The sequence below is a fragment of the Candidatus Nitrospira neomarina genome (genome assembly GCF_032051675.1).
GTDB lineage: Bacteria > Nitrospirota > Nitrospiria > Nitrospirales > UBA8639 > Nitrospira_E > Nitrospira_E neomarina.
The window spans coordinates 4380425-4399577 of sequence record NZ_CP116968.1 but is presented as its reverse complement, the minus strand read 5'-3'; the positions used below and the strand labels follow the sequence as shown (position 1 = coordinate 4399577).

18 protein-coding genes, 1 tRNA gene and 1 pseudogene are annotated in these 19153 nt (G+C 50.2%); 4 read left to right on the top strand and 16 right to left on the bottom strand.

What is annotated here, in order from left to right:
• Positions 1-44: 44 nt before the first annotated feature.
• From hpt to PQG83_RS19060, 11 genes and pseudogenes are all read right to left on the bottom strand, one after another.
• Positions 45-596 (bottom strand): hypoxanthine phosphoribosyltransferase, encoded by a 552-nt coding sequence (gene hpt / locus PQG83_RS19110; protein ID WP_312744439.1) that lies wholly within the window; start codon positions 594-596, stop codon positions 45-47.
• 13 nt (positions 597-609) lie between these two features.
• Entirely contained in the window at positions 610-2037 is a 1428-nt protein-coding gene (gene tilS, locus PQG83_RS19105) for a tRNA lysidine(34) synthetase TilS (RefSeq protein WP_312744437.1), read from the bottom strand.
• Positions 2038-3009, bottom strand: coding sequence for a bifunctional riboflavin kinase/FAD synthetase (locus PQG83_RS19100; protein WP_312744436.1), 972 nt, complete (start codon positions 3007-3009; stop codon positions 2038-2040).
• A complete protein-coding gene (hemB, locus tag PQG83_RS19095; RefSeq protein WP_312744435.1) occupies positions 3006-3989 on the bottom strand; it encodes a porphobilinogen synthase in 984 nt (327 codons plus the stop codon). Before hemB ends, PQG83_RS19100 begins: the two co-directional genes overlap by 4 nt.
• Before the next feature lie 8 nt (positions 3990-3997).
• On the bottom strand, positions 3998-4390 hold the full coding sequence (locus PQG83_RS19090; protein ID WP_312744432.1) for a CBS domain-containing protein: 393 nt from the start codon (positions 4388-4390) through the stop codon (positions 3998-4000).
• Between the two features lie 67 nt (positions 4391-4457).
• Positions 4458-6029 carry a uroporphyrinogen-III C-methyltransferase gene (gene cobA, locus PQG83_RS19085; protein WP_312744430.1) on the bottom strand — a complete coding sequence of 524 codons (1572 nt, stop codon included), beginning with the start codon at positions 6027-6029 and terminating at the stop codon, positions 4458-4460.
• The gene (gene hemC, locus PQG83_RS19080; RefSeq protein ID WP_312744428.1) at positions 6026-6976 is read right to left on the bottom strand and encodes a hydroxymethylbilane synthase; all 951 of its coding nucleotides are present in this window, start codon (positions 6974-6976) and stop codon (positions 6026-6028) included. Before hemC ends, cobA begins: the two co-directional genes overlap by 4 nt.
• On the bottom strand, positions 6973-8331 hold the full coding sequence (gene hemA / locus PQG83_RS19075; protein WP_312744425.1) for a glutamyl-tRNA reductase: 1359 nt from the start codon (positions 8329-8331) through the stop codon (positions 6973-6975). Before hemA ends, hemC begins: the two co-directional genes overlap by 4 nt.
• Positions 8328-9137, bottom strand: coding sequence for a cytochrome C assembly family protein (locus PQG83_RS19070; protein ID WP_312744423.1), 810 nt, complete (start codon positions 9135-9137; stop codon positions 8328-8330). Before PQG83_RS19070 ends, hemA begins: the two co-directional genes overlap by 4 nt.
• Positions 9138-9321: 184 nt before the next feature.
• Positions 9322-9600 (bottom strand): SDR family oxidoreductase, encoded by a 279-nt coding sequence (locus tag PQG83_RS19065; protein ID WP_312744422.1) that lies wholly within the window; start codon positions 9598-9600, stop codon positions 9322-9324.
• Positions 9585-10066: pseudogene (locus PQG83_RS19060) on the bottom strand (SDR family NAD(P)-dependent oxidoreductase). Before PQG83_RS19060 ends, PQG83_RS19065 begins: the two are co-directional and overlap by 16 nt.
• Before the next feature lie 124 nt (positions 10067-10190).
• Here PQG83_RS19060 and rsmI point away from each other — a divergent pair.
• The gene (gene rsmI / locus PQG83_RS19055; RefSeq protein ID WP_312744419.1) at positions 10191-10940 is read left to right on the top strand and encodes a 16S rRNA (cytidine(1402)-2'-O)-methyltransferase; all 750 of its coding nucleotides are present in this window, start codon (positions 10191-10193) and stop codon (positions 10938-10940) included.
• On the opposite strand, the gene PQG83_RS19050 is transcribed toward rsmI, so the two are convergent.
• The 5 genes from PQG83_RS19050 to PQG83_RS19030 all read right to left on the bottom strand — a co-directional run bounded on the left by PQG83_RS19050 (position 10918) and on the right by PQG83_RS19030 (position 15376).
• Entirely contained in the window at positions 10918-11142 is a 225-nt protein-coding gene (locus PQG83_RS19050) for a sulfurtransferase TusA family protein (protein WP_312744418.1), read from the bottom strand. The genes rsmI and PQG83_RS19050 overlap by 23 nt on opposite strands.
• A 152-nt stretch (positions 11143-11294) precedes the next feature.
• Positions 11295-12050 (bottom strand): hypothetical protein, encoded by a 756-nt coding sequence (locus PQG83_RS19045; RefSeq protein ID WP_312744417.1) that lies wholly within the window; start codon positions 12048-12050, stop codon positions 11295-11297.
• A 224-nt stretch (positions 12051-12274) separates the two neighbouring features.
• Positions 12275-12361 (bottom strand) — tRNA-Leu (locus tag PQG83_RS19040).
• Between the two features lie 137 nt (positions 12362-12498).
• A complete protein-coding gene (gene recG, locus PQG83_RS19035) occupies positions 12499-14724 on the bottom strand; it encodes an ATP-dependent DNA helicase RecG (RefSeq protein ID WP_312744415.1) in 2226 nt (741 codons plus the stop codon).
• Positions 14725-14899: 175 nt separating this feature from the next.
• Entirely contained in the window at positions 14900-15376 is a 477-nt protein-coding gene (locus tag PQG83_RS19030; protein WP_312744413.1) for a hypothetical protein, read from the bottom strand.
• Between the two features lie 496 nt (positions 15377-15872).
• Here PQG83_RS19030 and rpmB point away from each other — a divergent pair, with 496 nt between their 5' ends.
• The 3 genes from rpmB (at position 15873) to prfB (ending at position 19047) form a co-directional block, all read left to right on the top strand.
• Positions 15873-16064, top strand: a complete 192-nt coding sequence (rpmB, locus tag PQG83_RS19025; RefSeq protein ID WP_312646448.1) for a 50S ribosomal protein L28 — start codon at positions 15873-15875, stop codon at positions 16062-16064.
• Between the two features lie 211 nt (positions 16065-16275).
• A complete protein-coding gene (gene lnt, locus PQG83_RS19020; protein WP_312744411.1) occupies positions 16276-17904 on the top strand; it encodes an apolipoprotein N-acyltransferase in 1629 nt (542 codons plus the stop codon).
• Positions 17905-17924: 20 nt separating this feature from the next.
• Positions 17925-19047, top strand: a protein-coding gene (prfB, locus tag PQG83_RS19015) for a peptide chain release factor 2 (protein ID WP_312744409.1) whose coding sequence is annotated in 2 segments (ribosomal slippage) — positions 17925-17993 and positions 17995-19047 — 1122 coding nt in all. Because the reading frame shifts where the segments join, the coding sequence is not laid out codon by codon here.
• Positions 19048-19153 lie beyond the last annotated feature (106 nt).

Genomic DNA, 19153 nt, shown 5'->3' with positions numbered 1-19153 from the left:
AACCAATTGATTCTATCACGCACTTTTTAGAACTGACAACCGCATTAAGCCTGCGAGTCTTCTCGAACCAACTTTGGGTCGAGTTTAGCTAGGTAAGGAAGATTTCGATATTTTTGCTTAAAATCCAGCCCATATCCCACAACATAGGTCGAAGGCACTTCAAACCCCACATACCGCAAATCAACCTCCACCTTCCGATTGGCAGGCTTACTAATCAACGCGCAGACAGCCACAGAGGCTGGCTTCTTCCTCATCAACGTTTTGACTAAAAACTGAGCAGTTACTCCAGAGTCCACGATATCTTCTACCAGCAACACATGGCGATTATGAATCTTTTCTGTCAACTCTGACCACACTTTCACCTTTTTGGCCGAACTACCGATGGTTTTGTGACTTTTGGCAATCAGAAAATCAATCTGAATAGGCAATCGGATGACTCGAACCAGATCGGCAAAAAACACATAGGCCCCTTTGAGCACCCCGACAACCAAAAGATCCTTATCTTGATAATCCTGAGAAATTTGCTTGCCCAGATCCTTAATGCGCGCCCTCATGGCTTCTTGCGTCACCAGGGGTTTTCCAAATATTTGATCCATAGAGACTTCCATATTACATGATCATCCTGGCCACGACGACCGAGGTCGTAGATGATGAAACCTGGAAACGTTCATCTGCTCGTAATCCAGCAACCCAAACAATTCCCTCAGGGGCAACCAATAAAGGCACCTTGTTCCGCTGGGAACGGGGCAATTTAAGATCCGAAAAAAAATCCTGGATTTTTTTTTGTCGGCCACCAAGTCCCTTGGGACAAAAAATATCTCCAGGCATCCAACGTCGTAACATTAATTCAGGAGTAAATTTCGCCGGATCAAGATAAATCTCTGAGTGGGTCGCCTGGCCATTCATTACTGGAGATAATTTTCTGGAAACTGAAAAATGGTGCCCCGTGGGGAGCCAAACCACCTCACCAGGGATGGATAAAGGCATCACGCTTACCTTGGAATAATCCTTATCAGGTTGATGCATTTCCTCACAGGAGCACATCACCAGACGATCATATTCCTGTCCAACCCGCATGCCATTAAATTCCATCGTCCAACCCGACTGCCCATGCTCTAACCGATCTAATACCCGTTCCACAAAGTCGAACCTCGGACTCTGCTGGTGTCCCGCAATGATCTGAAGACTCTGGCGGACCACCCTCCGACGAATAGGTAACGGTACGTTTAAAAGCGCCATACGGTCAAATTGCCGTTCTCCCATGACGTCTGACATACACGTGCGCTGGAACGCTTCATCCGCTAATGTCTCCAGGTATGCATGATCATCCCGTAGTATATGTGCCTGCCGGGTCAACACGTTCACAATCCCTGGCGAGTACTGTTTCAATTGAGGAATCAGGTGCTGACGAATGCGATTCCGGAGATACACCGGTTGAACATTGGAGGAATCCAATCTGGATTCCTCCTCCCTCTCCTTCAGATACGCCACAATCTCACTTCGATGGATATCAAGCAAGGGACGAACGACATACATTCCTCGTTTGGGAGGGATGCCGCCTAATCCACCGGTTCCACACCCACGTAGCATCCACATAAGAACCGTCTCGGCTTGATCGTCTGCCGTATGACCAAGCACTAACTTTGTTGCCTTTCGGTCAAGGACCATTTGCTCTAATGCCCGGTACCGCGCTCTTCTGGCATATTCCTGGAGTGACTCCTTCTTCAATTTTGCGTCATCTTTATTCAGATGGAGCCGGCGAACCATAACGGGCACTCCAAATCTTTCACCTAAATCCTGCACGAACTTCGCATCCCCTTCACTTTCAGCTCCGCGAAATCCATGGTCCACATGTCCAATACTGATGTCCCAATGCCACCGGGTGCGCAACTCCACCAAACACCTAAAAAGGGCTACAGAATCAGGGCCGCCGGAAACCGCCGCCACGATCCGATCTCCAGACGCCAATAATCCCTTAGCTCGAATAGCCCGATCAACTTTTCCTTCCATTCCAACCACGGGACTTAAACGATTCATCTATACACTTTCCCCCTGAACGACCGCAGGAATTCGTGGTCCTCCTGAATAGTTCCGCAAGATCTCCCTGGCTCGCCGGCCATCCTGGTCCATTTGACTCACGAGATCCTGGGAATTGGCAAACACCATATCCCCTCGCACTCTTTCAATAAAATGCACTGAAATATCTTCCCCATATAGCTGAAGAGTCTTATCAAACATATGCACTTCCAATAAACGTTCCTCTTCAGAAAACGTTGGCCGCGTGCCGATATAGGCAATGGAATCCAGACATTCCCCTTTCAACACTGTCAGGGTGGCATACACACCATCCGCAGGAAGAACACGATGCCCGGGGAGTCGAAGATTGGCCGTCGGCCATCCAAACTGTTTCCCTCGCTTCTCCCCGGAAATCACAATACCCTCTAGCATATAAGGGCGCCCCAAACATTGTGCACCCTGCCCCACGTCTCCAACGGTCAGGCATTGGCGAATGCGCGTCGAACTCACCACCTTCTGTCCCACAATGACGGGCGCCATTGGCTCAACCGAAAAATCTGCTTGTGTCCCCAATGCAATCAGATCCTTCACTCCTCCACTTCGTTCCTTACCGAATACAAAATTTTCTCCAACAAACAGCTTTCGGATTCCAAGCCCGTCATGGAGAACCTGACGAACAAACTCATCCGGCCGAAGACCGGCTAATTCCTTGGTGAAAGGGAGAATCACCAGCTCCCCGACTCCTAGACGTTCAAAGAACGCAATCTTTTCATGGTCATCAGATAAAAATTTATGGACAGAGCCGGGACGCAACACCTCGACAGGATGCGGAGCAAAGGACAACACCATAGGATATCCATTGATCTGCCGGGCACAATCTACGACAGCCTGTACAAGAGCACGGTGTCCCAAATGCTGGCCATCAAAATTGCCAATGGTGAGAACAGGACAGGGAGCGGGACGAACCGTCGGTAATCCTCGAGAAATTTTCATACACCGTCACGGGTGAGGAGACATGCAGCCTCTTTGGCAAAATATGTGAGGATCAAATCCGCCCCTGCGCGTTTAATCGCGAGTAAACTTTCCATCATCACCGAAGCTTCATTGACCCAGCCTAACTGCGCACCGGCCTTGATCATGCTGTATTCCCCACTCACTTGATACGCCGCCACGGGAACGGCCACAAGTTCGCGAACTCGTCGCAGAATATCCAAATAAAACAAGGCTGGCTTCACCATCACGATATCGGCCCCCTCCTGAATGTCCAGTTCCACCTCACGCAACGCTTCCCTCGCATTGGCTGCATCCATTTGGTAGGACCGTCGGTCCCCAAAAGATGGGCTCGAAAAGGCCGCATCACGAAACGGAGCATACAACGCCGAAGCATACTTGGCAGAATAGGCCATGATGGGCATTTCAGAAAATCCCTGTTGGTCCAATGCCTGTCGAATCGCGGCAACCCGGCCATCCATCATATCGGAAGGAGCAACCATATCCACCCCCGCTTCCACATGACTCAGCGCCATTGCCTGAAGGCACTCCAGCGTTTCATCATTGAGAATCCGTCCGTCTCGAACAATTCCGCAATGACCATGCGAAGTATATTCATCAATACACACATCGGTGATCACCATTAAATCGGGCAAATGGTCTTTAAGCGCCCGAACTGCACGCTGAACAATCCCATCCTTTTCATAGGCGGAAGATCCACGCTCGTCTTTGTGTTCAGGAATCCCAAATAAGATGACGGCCGGAATCCCTAATTCCCAGGCATCTTTGGCTTCCTGAACGACCCGATCCACAGACCACCGCCATTGACCAGGCATCGAAGCGATCGGTTCTTGCTTATTCTCCCCAAAGGTCACAAACAAGGGAAAGATGAAATCAGCCGGACTCAGGTGCGTCTCCCTGACCATGCGGCGAAGGGATTCATGTTGCCGCAAACGACGTAAACGATGAACCGGAAATCCCATACTCGTCCTTATTTTCGAGGAAGATTTGTTAAAAAGACCACGAGATCCCGAACAGAAATCATCCCCACCATGGTTCCAGCCTGGGTAACTCCCAGGTGCCGAATATGTTCTTTAGCCATTAAATCATTTGCATCCAACAGGGTTCGATCGGCCTCGATACTGACAATCGGAGCGGACATAATTTTTTCGACCGTCGTCCGCATCGGGTCCGCACCCGCAGCGACCACCCTTCGAACCAAATCCGTATCAGTTAAAATGCCGATAATTTCCTCTCCACTGGTCACAATCACACTCCCGATTCCATTATCCCGCATCATTTCTGCAGCGGTCTTGACTAAAATATCCCGGTCAACTTTGACAATTTTGTCTACCGGGACCATACAAGATTTTACAGGAACCATGACGCTACTCCTCCCATCTATCGGTTAACAAAACGTGGTGTTCAGAACCTTCTCCACCATAGAATATTTATGAAGACGATACCAATCGCGTATCCTTGGGATTTTGCTGGGCGTGAATGATCATGGCATCGACCAACGCCGGAACCGTGTTTTCCAACGCCATGACATCCACCGACAGCCCTTCTTCCTGAACGGTGTGAGCGGTGATCGGGCCAATAACGGCCACGATCAAATGCCGTGTCAATTCCTGCAATTCTTGACGATTCTCGAACAACTGGCAAAAATTTTTCACTGTTGAAGAACTGGTAAAGGTCACATATTGAATTTCCCTGTTGCGCAGTCGATCACGAAGAGGGCCCATATCGACGATAGGAGGAAGAGCTTGATAGGCATGAACCACATGAACGGTGGCACCCATGGCTTTCAACTGGTCAGGAAGAATTTCCCGTGCCACTTTGGCTCGAGGAATCAATATCCGTTGATTGGCGACCCCTAACCCGCCGAGGTCCTGCAAAATCCCCTCGGCCTGAAAATCTTGGGGAACCAGATCCGAGGCAATCCCCCAACGAGCAGCCTCTTCCCGGGTCCGAGGACCAATACAACACAGACGGATTCCGGCCAAGCTCCTCACATCTTTGTGATGAAACCAGAGACGTTCCATGAAGGATTGCACGCCATTCACACTCGTGAAAATCACCCAGTCGTATGTCGAAATCGCAGCAATCGCCTCATCCACAGGTGCCCAGCTATCAGGAGGATGAATCTCCAACGTAGGACATTCCACCGGTTCCGCACCCTGCGCCGCCAACAAATTTGAAAGAGCCGGCGCCTGGGCACGAGGTCTGGTCACTAAAACCCCTTGACCAAACAGAGGACGTGATTCATGCCAGTTCAGTCGTTCACGTAACCGAACAACTTCACCCACGACAATCACTGATGGCGGACTCATGTCTGCCTGAAAGGCTAATTCCACAATGTCGGATAACGTTCCCACCACTGTTCGTTGACGTGCATAGGTCCCCCATCGGATCACCGCAACGGGAGTCGTTGCAGGCTTGCCTTCCTGAATGAGCCGGCCCACAATCTGCGGAAGATTTTTCATGCCCATTAAAAAGACAAGGGTCCCTTCAGCCGAAGCGAAACGCGGCCATTCCATGGCACTCGATGGTTTGGTCGGATCTTCATGGCCGGTCACAAATGCAACCGTCGAGGCGAGGGTCCGGTGTGTCACGGGAATGCCGGCATAAGCCGGCACAGCCACGGCAGCCGTCACTCCAGGGACGACTTCAAAGGGGATCTCAGCGTCAGCGATCACTTCGGCTTCTTCACCTCCACGGCCAAACACAAAAGGATCTCCCCCCTTGAGTCGCACGACACATTTGCCTTCTTGAGCTTTGCTAACCAACAAGGCGTGAATCTCTGCCTGATCCCGATAAGCACCACGCCCTTTTCTGCCGACGTAAATACACTCGGCGTGAGAAGGGGCAAATTTCAACAACTCTGGATTTGCCAGGTGATCGTAGAGCACCACGTCAGCTTGCTCGAGACACTCTTTCCCTCGCAAGGTCAGCAACTTGGCATCTCCAGGACCGGCTCCAACCAAAAACACCCGACCATGAATTGCAATTGACTTGGTCATGCCATCCCATAAATTTCCTGGAGAATGGGCTGCGCCCCACCGTCCAACAATTGTTCAGCCATCTGCGTGCCAATTGATTCGGCTTCTCCCGCTGGTCCCGATACCACTTGACGGATATATCGTTTCCCATCAAGGCTTGTAACTAACCCATCCAGAGTCAGGATGTCCCCTTGGAGTGTCGCATACCCTGCAATGGGAACCTGGCATCCGCCTTCCAACCCTGCAAGCAACGCCCGTTCGGCAGTGACCGCAATCCGAGTTGGCCGATGTTCAAACTGAGCGACCAGATCTCGAATCCACGAATCATCGTTCCGTCCTTCCAGACCCAATGAACCTTGGCCAATTGCCGGCAGACTCACATCCACGGACAAATACTCCGTCACTTCCTGATCCCATCCTAAGCGCTTGAGCCCGGAGGCGGCCAGAATAATGGCATCATACTGACCCTCGCGAACCTTGCGAAGTCGTGTATCAACATTCCCACGCAACATCGCAATCTCAAGATCCGGACGAGCATGTAACAACTGCGCCTGTCGTCGCAAGCTACTGGTTCCGACTCGTGCACCGATTGGCAACGTCGCCAAGGTATGGCCTTCACGGGCAATCAACGCATCCCTGGGATCCTCCCGCTCGGGAACACAAACAATCCCCAGCCCTTCAGGCAATTCTGACGGTACATCTTTCATGCTATGTACGGCCAGATCAATATCTCGTCTGAGCAACGCTTCTTCGATTTCTTTGACAAACAGGCCTTTTCCTCCAATTTTGGCCAACGGCACATCTTGAATCTTATCTCCGCTGGTTTGAATACGCTTCAGAATGACAGAAATATCCGGAGCAAGGGCTTTGAGCTGACCTTGCACCCATTCGGCCTGCCATATAGCCAATTGGCTTCCTCGTGTTCCCACAATGAGCGTAGACCGTGTTCGACTCTTCCCCTGATTCATACACCATCCTTCTGCGGCAGGGGCTCCTCGGTGACGCCATCACCTGTCTCCTCTTCCAGGAGCGGGATCTCTCCGGAGTGAATCTCCCGTTCACGAAGTTCAAAAAACCGGCGGGCGGCTTCAATAAACGCAAATCCATTTTGAGATTGCGCTTCTGATTTTAAGGTCACGACCGGACCATGGAGCAATTTATTCACAATCGCCGAGGCCAGCCCTTCGATAGCAGCTCGCTCCTTCGGCGACAATTCTCCCAGACGACCGAAGACTTTCTCCAACTCGCCTTGTTTGATCTCTTCCGCTTTTTTTCTCAAGGCCACAATAGTGGGCGTGGCTTCCAGGCCACGAACCCAGGCGACCATACTTCCGACTTCTTCCCTGACCATATGCTCGGCAGTTTCGGCTTCTTTCAATCGTTCTTCCTGATTATGCCCCACATGGGCTTTGAGATCATCAATGTCAAACACATAGGCGTTATCAACATCCTTGACCGCCGGATCAATATTTCGAGGCACTGTGATATCAATCAAAAACATGGGACGATTCATTCGATGATACACCGCCATTTCGATATCATCCTTGGTAATAACATAGTGAGGAGCCCCCGTGGCGCATATCACAATATCCACCTTGGGTAACGTGCTTCGAAGCTGTTCATAGGGAACCGCCTGTCCATGAAAGCGCTCGGCCAGTGTGAAAGCACGATGATGATTCCGATTGGTAATGAGGACCTCCTTTACACCCTGATTCACCAGGTGTTGCGCCGCCAACTTTCCCATCTCCCCGGCACCGACTAACAACACGACTCGTTGTTTTAAATTCGAAAAAACTTTTTTGGCTAATTCCACAGCGGCATAGCTGACAGAAACCGCATATTCCCCAATCCGCGTGTTCGTCCGGATACTTTTTCCTACCGAAATAGCTTTCTTGACGACCTTATTAAGAATGACTCCGGACGAACGATGGGTCAGAGCCAGCTCATAGGCCTCTTTGACTTGCCCCAGGACCTGTGGTTCTCCCACGACCATGGAATCTAAACTAGCCGATACACGAAATAAATGCGCGATGGCTTCGTCATCACTATATCGATACAGGTGAGGGAGTAAATCCTCCGAAGATAAGGAGAAATGTGTTGAGACCATAAAATCTTCCAATTGACGAAAACCCCATTCTCCTTTTTCCACGACGGCATATACTTCAACACGGTTGCAGGTCCCCAGATACATGGCCTCTTTAATTCCGGAATACGCCATGAGCCGACCCAACGCTTCTCCCATCCGGCTATCCTGGATGGCCAGTAATTCACGAAGTTCAACGGAAGCCGTCCGATGATTGAGGCCTAACACGATAATATTCATAACGGTGATATCGGTTGAGGGCTTTTGATAAGGATGCCGACAAAAGTCAAAATTACTCCGGCAAATCCCACAATGGTTAGATAGGCAGCTTTTTTCGCCCTCCATCCGGCCGTCACCCTTCCCATCAGGACCGCGAAATAAAAGAACCAGGTAATTAACGCCCAAATTTGCTCAGAGTTCCAACTCAAATACGACCCAATCGTTAATTGGGCTGAAACGGCCCCTGTCAGAATTCCTAAGGTCAATAAGGGAAACCCAAAAAGGATAGATCGTTGATTGAGAGAATCTAAAAAGTCCAGCGGTGGGAGCTTGAAAGCTAACACATTAAATTGTTTGGACTTCAAGAGACGCTCCTGCATCACATACATCAGCCCGGCCACAAAGGCCACAGCAAATCCGATGGTACCCAGGATACTCAGGGTCACATGCACCCAGACCGTTTGAAAGACCGGAGAAAGGGTGCTGGCTGACTGAGGAGCCAGGGTTGCCGAAACGAGAGACAGAAAGGCCAGTGGAAGGATAAAGGCGCCCAACACTTCCAACCCTCGTTTCAGGCCAACAACCAAAAAGACCAGCACTAACCCCCAGGCAAAAAATGACATCGCGTCCTTAAATGTCATGATAGGGACATGCCCCGTCGATACCATAGCCATGATGAGGGCCGTGGTATGAGAAACAAACCCCAAACCTGTGGCCGTAAGAGAAATTTTTGAGATGGCATCAGAACGGTGCCAGAGATACAGAAGAAAAAGGAGCGTGCCTCCAAAATAAAGGCCCATGGTGAGATATGGCAGTAATTCAGACATTGAACAACCTAGTAAAGGAACATGCACAATGACCCATGTCGAGTATAGAACTGGACATAGAGAAGGTCAAGAAAATCAATGAGTTACCAGCATTCATTCGTTGCCAAGACCAGGAAAATCACACCTTATATCCGCTTATACAGTGCCGCGGTAGTTCCACCACAAACATTTAAGGCTTGACCGGTTATCGCACTAGCCGCATGTGAGCAAAGAACAGGGCGACACTGGCCACTTCCTCGGCTGCGGCCATTCTTTTTATCGGAATCGCACTAATCGCGATTTCACGAAATTCATCTGGCGAAACCCCAAGGCTGGAGGCAGTTTCTTCAATCCCCTGCCTGGCCATGGCGGTATCCACCCACGTTGGGCAAATAGCGTTCACCGTTATGCCCTGAGAGGCGACTTCCAGTGCCAGAGCTTTGGTGAACCCTAAAATGCCATGTATGGCTATACAATAGGCCAAATACCCTGCCTCACGCCAAATCGTCCCAGGACGGAGGAGATATTAATGATACATCCATAATGATGGGTAAGCATACATGGAATCGCGAGCTTAGAAACCAAGTTGCTGCCTGTTAAATTCACCTGAAGAATATTCTGCCACTTGGACTCATCCGGATCATGGATCGGCGTTTGACCTGATGCTCCTGCGTTATTAACAAGAATGTCCAGCCTACAAAATTCTGGATCACCCTCTTCATGGTACGCTCAACATCGACCCGTTGGGTCACATCGCATAGTACCGAAAGCACTTCTCCGCCAGCCTGAATGAGATCGGCTGCTGTGCGCTCTAATTCTTCCACACGTCTTCCACAAATAGCGACTCCCGCCTGTTGTCCCACAAACGCCTGGGCAATGGCCCGTCCAATGCCCACTCCACCTCCCGTAACCAGAGCCACCTGACCCTGCAAACTATGGATGTCACCCATCCTTCATATCCTTTCATATGGCAACTGAGAGACAAGGTAGGTACGACTGGATCCTCCTGGACAATGGCAGGCCCACGCAGTACCATCTCCAACCTTGCCCTATATCATTTTCCCTCAATAGACCATGGCCGGAACGCTCTATATTGTCAGCACACCTATCGGAAATCTGGAAGATATGACATTCCGGGCTATCCGCATTCTACAAGAGGTAGCCATTATTGCAGCTGAGGACACACGTCGCACACAAAAACTTTGCACCTATTATCACATCGGGACACCACTCACCAGTTATCACGATTTCAACAAGGAGGAGAAAACCGACATTCTCCTCCATCGGCTCCAGGAAGGAAGTTCCGTTGCCTTGGTTTGCGATGCGGGGACCCCTCTTATTAGTGATCCTGGGTTTTATCTGGTTCGTCAGGCGATCAAATCAAATATTCCACTTATCCCAATTCCAGGACCATCCTCCGTTCTTACCGCATTATGCGTGTCAGGTTTGGCAACGGATCGATTTATTTTTGAGGGATTTGTGCCCAGAAAACCAGGGGCCAGAGAAAAGTTTTTCCAAAATCTTAAAGAAGAAAAGGGTACCATTATTGTCTTTGAAACCCAGCATCGGATTCTTAAAACATTACAAGTCATCACTACTGTCATGGGAAACAGACACATCGTCCTGACACGGGAACTGACAAAACTCAACGAAGAAATTCTACGGGGAGAAATTGAAGAAGTGGTTCAACAGTTAAAAGGCAAATCGATTAAAGGGGAAATAACGCTTTTAATACAAGGCTTACCTCAAAGGAGTAAAAGGCAATTTGAACCATTACTTGAAAGCTCCAGCTCGACTTCCATCACACACTTACCTTCTGAATAACCACACGGTAATAATGATCAACCTTTTCTTGTTTTAGGATTTGGTGACCCTCATTGGTAATGCTTTGCGGGACATTTCGAATTGGTTCGCCTTCATCCAACAACACCCTCAACTGATCACCGCTTTCTAAAGATTCCAGCTTAAGCTTCGTCTTCACAAAGTTATAGGGACAAATTACACCTCGAAGATCCAATTCCTCCATGATCTCTCAAGCTTCTCCCGCCGACGGCTATGAACAGATAAACTTTACTTTCTTTAATTCATATTGATTTCATGGGCCTAATAACAAAAGAGCGTGCCGGATATTGACCGACACGCTCTTTTCCACTACAAAAATGGCTTGTAATCAGAAATCTATTGAACGGTACCCTTGTTAAAGTTCTTGCGATCATCGCCATAGTCGGTGGCAATGGTCTTATCCGTTTTTTCATTGATGGTGGAAGGTTGGGGGGCACATTGCCAGCAAGGCGCAGCACCGGTCACCATACCCACTTCGCTGGTAATTCCTGACTTGACTTCCCCTGGCTGTACTGAACCCTCTGGCATTCCAGTATAACCACCACTCTTTACGGTAAGACCCCTTGAGGCGTAAGGATCTGGTTTTTGACCAAACCCGCCACCAAAGCCTGGATTATCGGCTCCTCCCAACAATTGACTTCCCTTTAACACATACACATCACGAACCAACTTTCGCCCGGTTCCAAATTTTTGGTCCTCGGAGGTTTCATTCCCTGCTTGGATCGTGACGTAATCACCCTTGCCAATAGCTTTAAGATTTGCCATGTTGGTTTTGTCGTCAAAATACAGCTCTTTTAAGTTCAAGGCACCACGAAGGGTTTGCCGTTCATCGTGGGAACTTCCTCCCATGTCGAGCCACAGCCTTCCCCCAGCGTAATCAATACCGACAACTTCACCCTGAATCGTTTCATCTGCTGAAAGGTACCGCAACATGTCGTCTTGGTCCATCACTCGTGACCTGTCGCCTACACCTTGAGAGTCTCCAACACCAGTCCCATACCCTACATGCTGAGGTGGACGCTCTTGCGCCACCGCCACGCTCACCGAGCCTGCAAAAATCATTGCTAATCCAAAATACCCTACCTTCCGCATGTGGCTCCTCCTTGGAAGTGTGAGTGAATAATCAAAAAAACGAACGAATACATATATACGATTTTATTTCATGATCAAGGGCACCAACTATAGTCAAGGCGGTAGCCCCTGTCAAGTCAATTCTTGCCTTTAAATCCTTGGTTAACATACCAGAAATTTCACTTAAAGACTTACACTGTTTTTCCAATTTTCTCTCAATTTCAATTAAACCTTAAAGACAGTAATGGTGCCCGGAGGGAGGGTCGAACTCCCACTCTCGTGAAAGAACCGGATTTTGAGTCCGGCGCGTCTGCCAGTTCCGCCATCCGGGCAAGGCCATTTTTTCATGCGATATCTACCATGAACCTTTATGCAGGTCAAACAGGAAAAGGTGCCCCCCCTTCTCCTATTATAAATAAACCATAGCGGGGCATTCTCATTTATTCCCCATTAAGACCAGTCCCAAATTTTATCCAATGGAACCCAGTGCGAACTTTTCACCCCATTTTCGAAACAATGCTTCCTTGAGGATGCGATGATCAGGCAGCGTCAACCGTGGATCACCTTCCAATATTTTTCCTGCCATTTGTTTCGCTTTTATTAACAACCCGGTATCTCGAGCCAAATCCGCCACACGAAAATCCATTTCCCCCCATTGCTTGACCCCTAAGACATGCCCAGGCCCACGAATTTTCAAATCTTCTTCCGCCAGTGCAAAACCGTCTTCACATTGTGCAAATACCCCAAGGCGTCTCCTCGCTGTAGAAGGGGAAAACGCTTCCCCCGGGGAACGCCTCCCGATCTCATCGAGCAACATTCGACTGGACTCAAGCTTTAAGGGTATTTGCTGGGAATAGGGAGGAATTTTTCCCAGGCCATGAATCAGCACACAATAGCCTTGATCCCGACCTCGCCCGACCCGGCCGCGTAATTGATGCAATTGGGCCAACCCAAACCGTTCCGCATGTTCAATGAGCATGACCGTGGCATTGTGAACATCCAAGCCGACCTCGACAACAGTAGTGGCCACCAACACATCAATCTCTTTCTTTTTAAACTGGGCCATGACCACTTGTTTTTCCCGAGACGGCAAGCGCCCATGCAGCAAACCGATACGAAAGGGAGCACATTCTTCGCGTAATTGTTCTGCAGCCTCAATGGCTGCTTGCAAATCAATTTTTTCTGATGGTTCAACCAGCGGATACACCACATAAGCCTGCCGCCCCGCTTCTAATTCCTTTCGCATCAAACGATGCGCGTCTTTCCGTTGACCGGTCGGGAATAACATCGTCTTCACGGGTTTTTTCCCTGGAGGAAACTGATCAATTATCGACACATCCAAATCCCCATACATCGTCATCGCTAAGGTCCTGGGAATAGGCGTGGCGGTCATCACCAACACATCGGGATGCCATGGCGCTTTCCCACGAAGCTGCGCGCGCTGCAGCACACCGAATTTGTGTTGCTCATCCACAATCACCAACCCGAGCTTGGCAAAGTGCACATCCGGCTGTAACAACGCGTGTGTACCCACCACCACCTGAACCTGACCTGACTGCATTCCGGCAAGGATCTTTCCGCGCTCGCGTCCTGTCTGCCCGCCTTTCAACAAAAGGCACCGGACACCCAGGGCGTCAAATAGGGGAAGCAACGACAGATAGTGCTGTTCGCTCAACACTTCCGTGGGGGCCATCAGAGCCGCTTGATATCCGGACCCACAGGCCATCACGATGGCATGAAGAGCCACCACGGTCTTCCCACACCCGACATCTCCTTGCAGCAAGCGGTTCATACTGATTGGCCGTCCCATATCATGGCTAATTTCCTTGATCACCCGCTCTTGCGCCGAAGTGAGCGAAAAGGGCAGCACGGTTTTCAGCTGTTCAACTAACGGGTTGCGAACAACAAATGGGATGCCTTCAATGTCCTGAGTGTCCTGAGTCTGCCCTTGGCGCCGCATGGCGAGTGCTAATTGCAGGAGAAACAATTCTTCAAACGCCAGGCGTTGGTGCTCTGGCGTCGCGTAGGCATTCAAGGCCTCCACCGAACGCTCCTGATTGGGAAAGTGTAAGACGGGTAATGCCTCCGGAAGGGCTGGCACTCCGAGTTGTGTTCGCATGGTTAAGGGCAACATCTCTTGTAACTGATCGGCATAATGGTCAAAAATTGATCGAATAATTCGTCGAATCTGCTTGGAACTCAACCCATTCGTTTCATGATAGACGGGAACAATCCGGCCCCCACACATGTCCGGCAATTCGTCCTCATCCAGCAATTCATACTCCGGGCCCCGCATGGTCATCGGTGAACTTCCAGACGAATTGGACAGGACTGGACCGGTTAGTAACAGAGAGACACCAGGCACAAAGGTTTTCTCCAAATAGGGCTGGTTAAAAAACACGCATTCGATAAGACCCGTCTCATCCCTCACCGTCACCGTGACCACGACCAGACGTCTTCGATAGGTGGTTTTCACCCACGCTTTCTGCACTCTGCCTTTAATGGTGGCCTTCATGCCTGGGAGAAGGTTCCCGATGGGCAACACTTCCAATCGGTTTTCATATCGCCAGGGTAAAAACCAGAAAGCATCCTCTAATGTTTTCACGTCTAATTTTTCCAGCAGGCGGGCTCTCCGAGGCCCCACCCCTTTGGCAAACTGAATAGGGATCTCAGAAAGAGAGGAAGGAGTCGGCATGATGATTACAAAAATCCTATTACAATTGAACTCGCAAATTTTCAAAGAAAAAACATGAAACCATTTTTCCCCAATGGCCGCAAATGGCTTAGGGAAAATAAGAGAGAAGGAAATGAAGTTGTGATGACATCAATGCGAAGGCTTCGCAGAACCATCTCCTATTGATGGAGAGAGACTACTTCGGTCCCCGCAAAGGGGTCAGGAGTTTGGAACGATACACCTTCGCCGGATGGCCCGGAGCTGTTTCTTTCGCGGTGAACCTATCAAGAATGTCATCGAAACGTTGGGCACACCCCTTCACATCATTAGGGTCGACTCGGCAAGAGACACAGGCGGCATAACTCAATGCATAAATGCGATTGACATCTCCGGCGTCCGGATAATTTTCTTTGAGTGCGCTTTGCAAATCGGCATCCAACTTGCCCCCGGCCAGGCTAGACATGAGACCTGATATTTCCGCACCAAATTTCTTAACCTTATGTTGATCTTCTGTCGACAAGTCTTCCGGAAGCGGGCAGGTATTGGGTTTAATGACGATCGTATCGACTCTGGGTTGCTGGCACCCGTGGGTCAAGAATAGTAGACTCATAATCACGAGACCCATCGTAAACGGAAAATACCAATCCCTTGCAGGAAATTTCAGATTCATCATGAATCCTCCTTTGTTGAAAACAAACAAGTTAGTGTCACACGTTTAAGGAACCGGCGGTTATGATAGGCGTGTGAATTCGGACATTCCAGCTTGGATTCTCCGGATTAAGTGATCGTGACAACATGTGATACATCTTGCCTGGTTAGGTGTTGGGCCGCAGCGTCCTCCCGATAGTGACGCGAGTCCTTCGACTGTCACTGGCACTACTCCAAAACGTGGCCTCAACGCATTCTTAGGGAAAAGTTTAATGCAAAGAAGTCTAATGCTTATCTACCGCACACTATTAAACTACTCCGTGATCGTTACCCTTCTTTCGTAAGAGCGACTTCCAGTGACCTTCTAGTGCGCAGGTGGAACAACAACCGTTTCATCGTGGAGGCCTTCCGCGAGCACAGAAGATTTTCATTATGGAGCACTTGTGTGTACAATAGCACCTGTGGTAACAAACAGATTCTAATCGACAATTCGGTCATTTTAAATATCCAGGGAGAAGACAATGGCTTTTTCATGTGACGTATGCGGAAAAAACCGCTTAGTGGGAAATAATGTGAGTCACGCGAATAATAGGACAAAACGGATCTTTAGGCCGAATCTCCGGACGGTTCGCGCGCTCGTGAAGGGTGCGGCACAACGCATTAAAGTCTGCACCCGTTGCCTGCGGTCCGGATTGGTCCAAAAAGCCGTCTAGTCGTTTCTCAGGCCGTTCATGCGAGGTGAACGGTATGTCACATTTGATGTTCTTGTAGCCCTGAATCGTATTCACCTATTCGACTGTCATCATTACTTCATTCCTTTCCAGCCGATTTTCCTACTGATCCTTGGGTGTCATTCTGAAATACGCCCACTTCTGATGAATCAGCAGGGCTCGTCCCTGGAAACGACCGCTGGTCCCTATTAACGTGGGGCAGACCATTCCACCTTCATCCTTTCCCACTCGCAGGACCGCCGCCCTTTTTTTCGCTTTTGCCTTAATCGGGATTTTTCATCCTCTGAGTTTCCCCCCATTTGATCTCGGATGGCTGGCCTGGTTGGTGTTGGTTCCGCTCCACATGATTATTCATGACCTCCGGCCAAGGCGGGCCTTGTTTTATGGATGGCTGGCCGGAACCATCGCCTTTGCAGGGACCGTGACATGGGTCATCACGGCCATGCATCAATTTGGTCAAGTGCCGTTCATGGTGAGTGCGTTGTTGATGCTCCTTTTGGCTGCCTATCTTGGCCTATATATGGGCATCTATAGCTGGGGGTATGCCAAGTTCCAACACACATGTCCCAACCTCGTGTGGCTGGCAGCTCCCGGCTTGTGGGTTGCCCTGGAATTTGTCCGAACCCATGCGTTGAGCGGGTTCCCCTGGGCGCTCTTGGGCTATTCCCAATACAAATGGCTCCCGCTCATTCAATTTGCCGACGTGACCGGAGTCTATGGGGTTTCATATTTACTCGTCATGGGAAATGTTGCTCTGACCTCTCTCCTGTTATGGATCTACGGCAAAAGACGGGGCCTGGCCCTACCAGGACCCTGGGTGTCGGTGACAGGCTTTGGGTGCGCACTGACTCTCGTCCTCGCCTATGGAACCTGGAGGGTGCAGGAACAGGCCCACCTTGACGCCTCGGCACGCACTTTGTCCATTGGGTTAGTCCAAGCCAATATCGATCAAGCCGTTAAATGGAACGAGGCCTACCGGGATGAGACACTTCGACGCTACGCCTCCCTCAGTCAAGAAGCCGGAAAGAACACCGACCTGCTCATTTGGCCGGAGGCAGCCACCCCCTTTCTTTTCGAGCAGGAACCCGCCTACCAGAAACAGGTCCTTGATATTGCGAAAGACACACACAACTCGTTGCTATTTGGCAGCCCCACACTTCGATTTCAACAGGACGGCCGTCCGTATTTGTATAACAGTGCCTTTCTGGTGACGGCGGAAGGACGGGCCTCAGACCGGTATGACAAACGTCATCTGGTGCCATTTGGGGAATACATACCCTTGCGATCAATTCTCTTTTTTCTGGATAAGCTCGTGGTAGGGATCGGCGACTTCAAATCGGGCCAGGGAGTCATGACCATGCAAGTCCCAACGCCGCCACCCGACAATGGTCCGAGATTCGGGGTGGCTATTTGTTTCGAAGTCATTTTCCCGGATCTGGTTCGCCGGATGGCCCAGGAGGGCGCGAATTTTCTCGTCACGATTACCAATGATGCCTGGTTCGGAGATTCTGCTGCGCCCTATCAACATTTCGGCATGGTCGTTTTTCGTGCCGTGGAAAATCATTTAGGGTTTGCCCGGGCCGCCAACACCGGGATTTCCGGCTTCATTGCCCCGGACGGACACATTCTTTCCCAGACATCAATTTTCTCCGAACAGGCGGTGACGGGATTACTCCCACTCCGTTTCTCATCACCCACCTTTTACACGCAATTTGGGGATGTCTTTAGTTGGGGTTGTGTTATAATGGCTGGTATTTTGTTCACTTGGTGTCGGTTTACCACACCGCTTTCCACCCCCAAGCCACGGTCTTCACCGATATAGCCGCGAGAGGAGTGCTGCCCATGCTCGAAGATATTCGCATTCGAATGGATAAAATCAACGACTACATTCTGGAATTCCGGAGGTATCTTTGACGTTCCTCGGCTAACAACTGAACTGGAAGAACTCGAGCGGGAGACCTCCCAGCCGGACTTTTGGAACAATCCCCGTCAGGCCGCCAAAGCCGGACGACGCCAAGCCGAGATCGAACGCCAACTCGCACGCCTTCACCAACTCGACCAGCAACGGGATGACCTTCTCGCCATTCTGGATCTGATTGGCCAACAGGGGGATCCGGAATTAGAAGCCGAGTGGAGCAAGGGCATCAAAGACGTTGAGGCCACGCTGGAAGCCTGGCGATTGGAACAATTGTTATCGGGCGAACATGACCAGAACAATGCCATCCTCAGCATTAATCCGGGAGCAGGCGGAACCGAATCCCAGGACTGGGCACAGATGCTCATGCGCATGTATCTTCGATGGGCTCAGGAACGGGGATACAAAGTGGAAACCATCGATCTGCAACCCGGCGATGAAGCCGGCATCAAAAGCGTGACCTTGGCCATTGCCGGACCATTGGCTTATGGATACCTGCACTCAGAGGCGGGCGTACACCGGCTGGTTCGCATCTCCCCCTTTGATGCCAACAAGCGTCGGCATACCTCCTTCGCCGCAGTGGGGGTCTATCCGGAATTGGACGACGACATTGACATTGTGATTGATGATAAGGATCTGAAAGTCGATACCTTTCGCGCTGGTGGCGCGGGCGGGCAAAATGTAAACAAGGTGGAAACCGCAATTCGCATGACCCATCTTCCCACTGGAACCGTGGTGCAATGCCAAAATGAACGGTCGCAATTGCAAAACCGGATCGGCGCCATGCGAGTGTTAAAAGCGAAGCTGTATGAGCTGGAACAACAAAAGAAAGACGCTGAATTTCAAAATATTGTTGGGGAAAAGAAAGATATCGCCTGGGGTAGCCAAATTCGTTCCTATGTGTTCCAACCGTATCAAATGGTCAAGGATCACCGGACCAACTTCGAATCAGGCAATGTCGCCGCGGTCATGGATGGAGGGTTGGACCCTTTCATTGAAGCGTATTTAACCATGAAGGCCTCGAAGGCTTCACATATGCCGGCCAATTAACACGCATCCACATTCGAGACTCGGCCTTCATGATTCATCACCGTCATACTCGTGTTTCCTGTGCTGACCAGACGACCATCGAGATATTCACCCCTATGAATCCAGT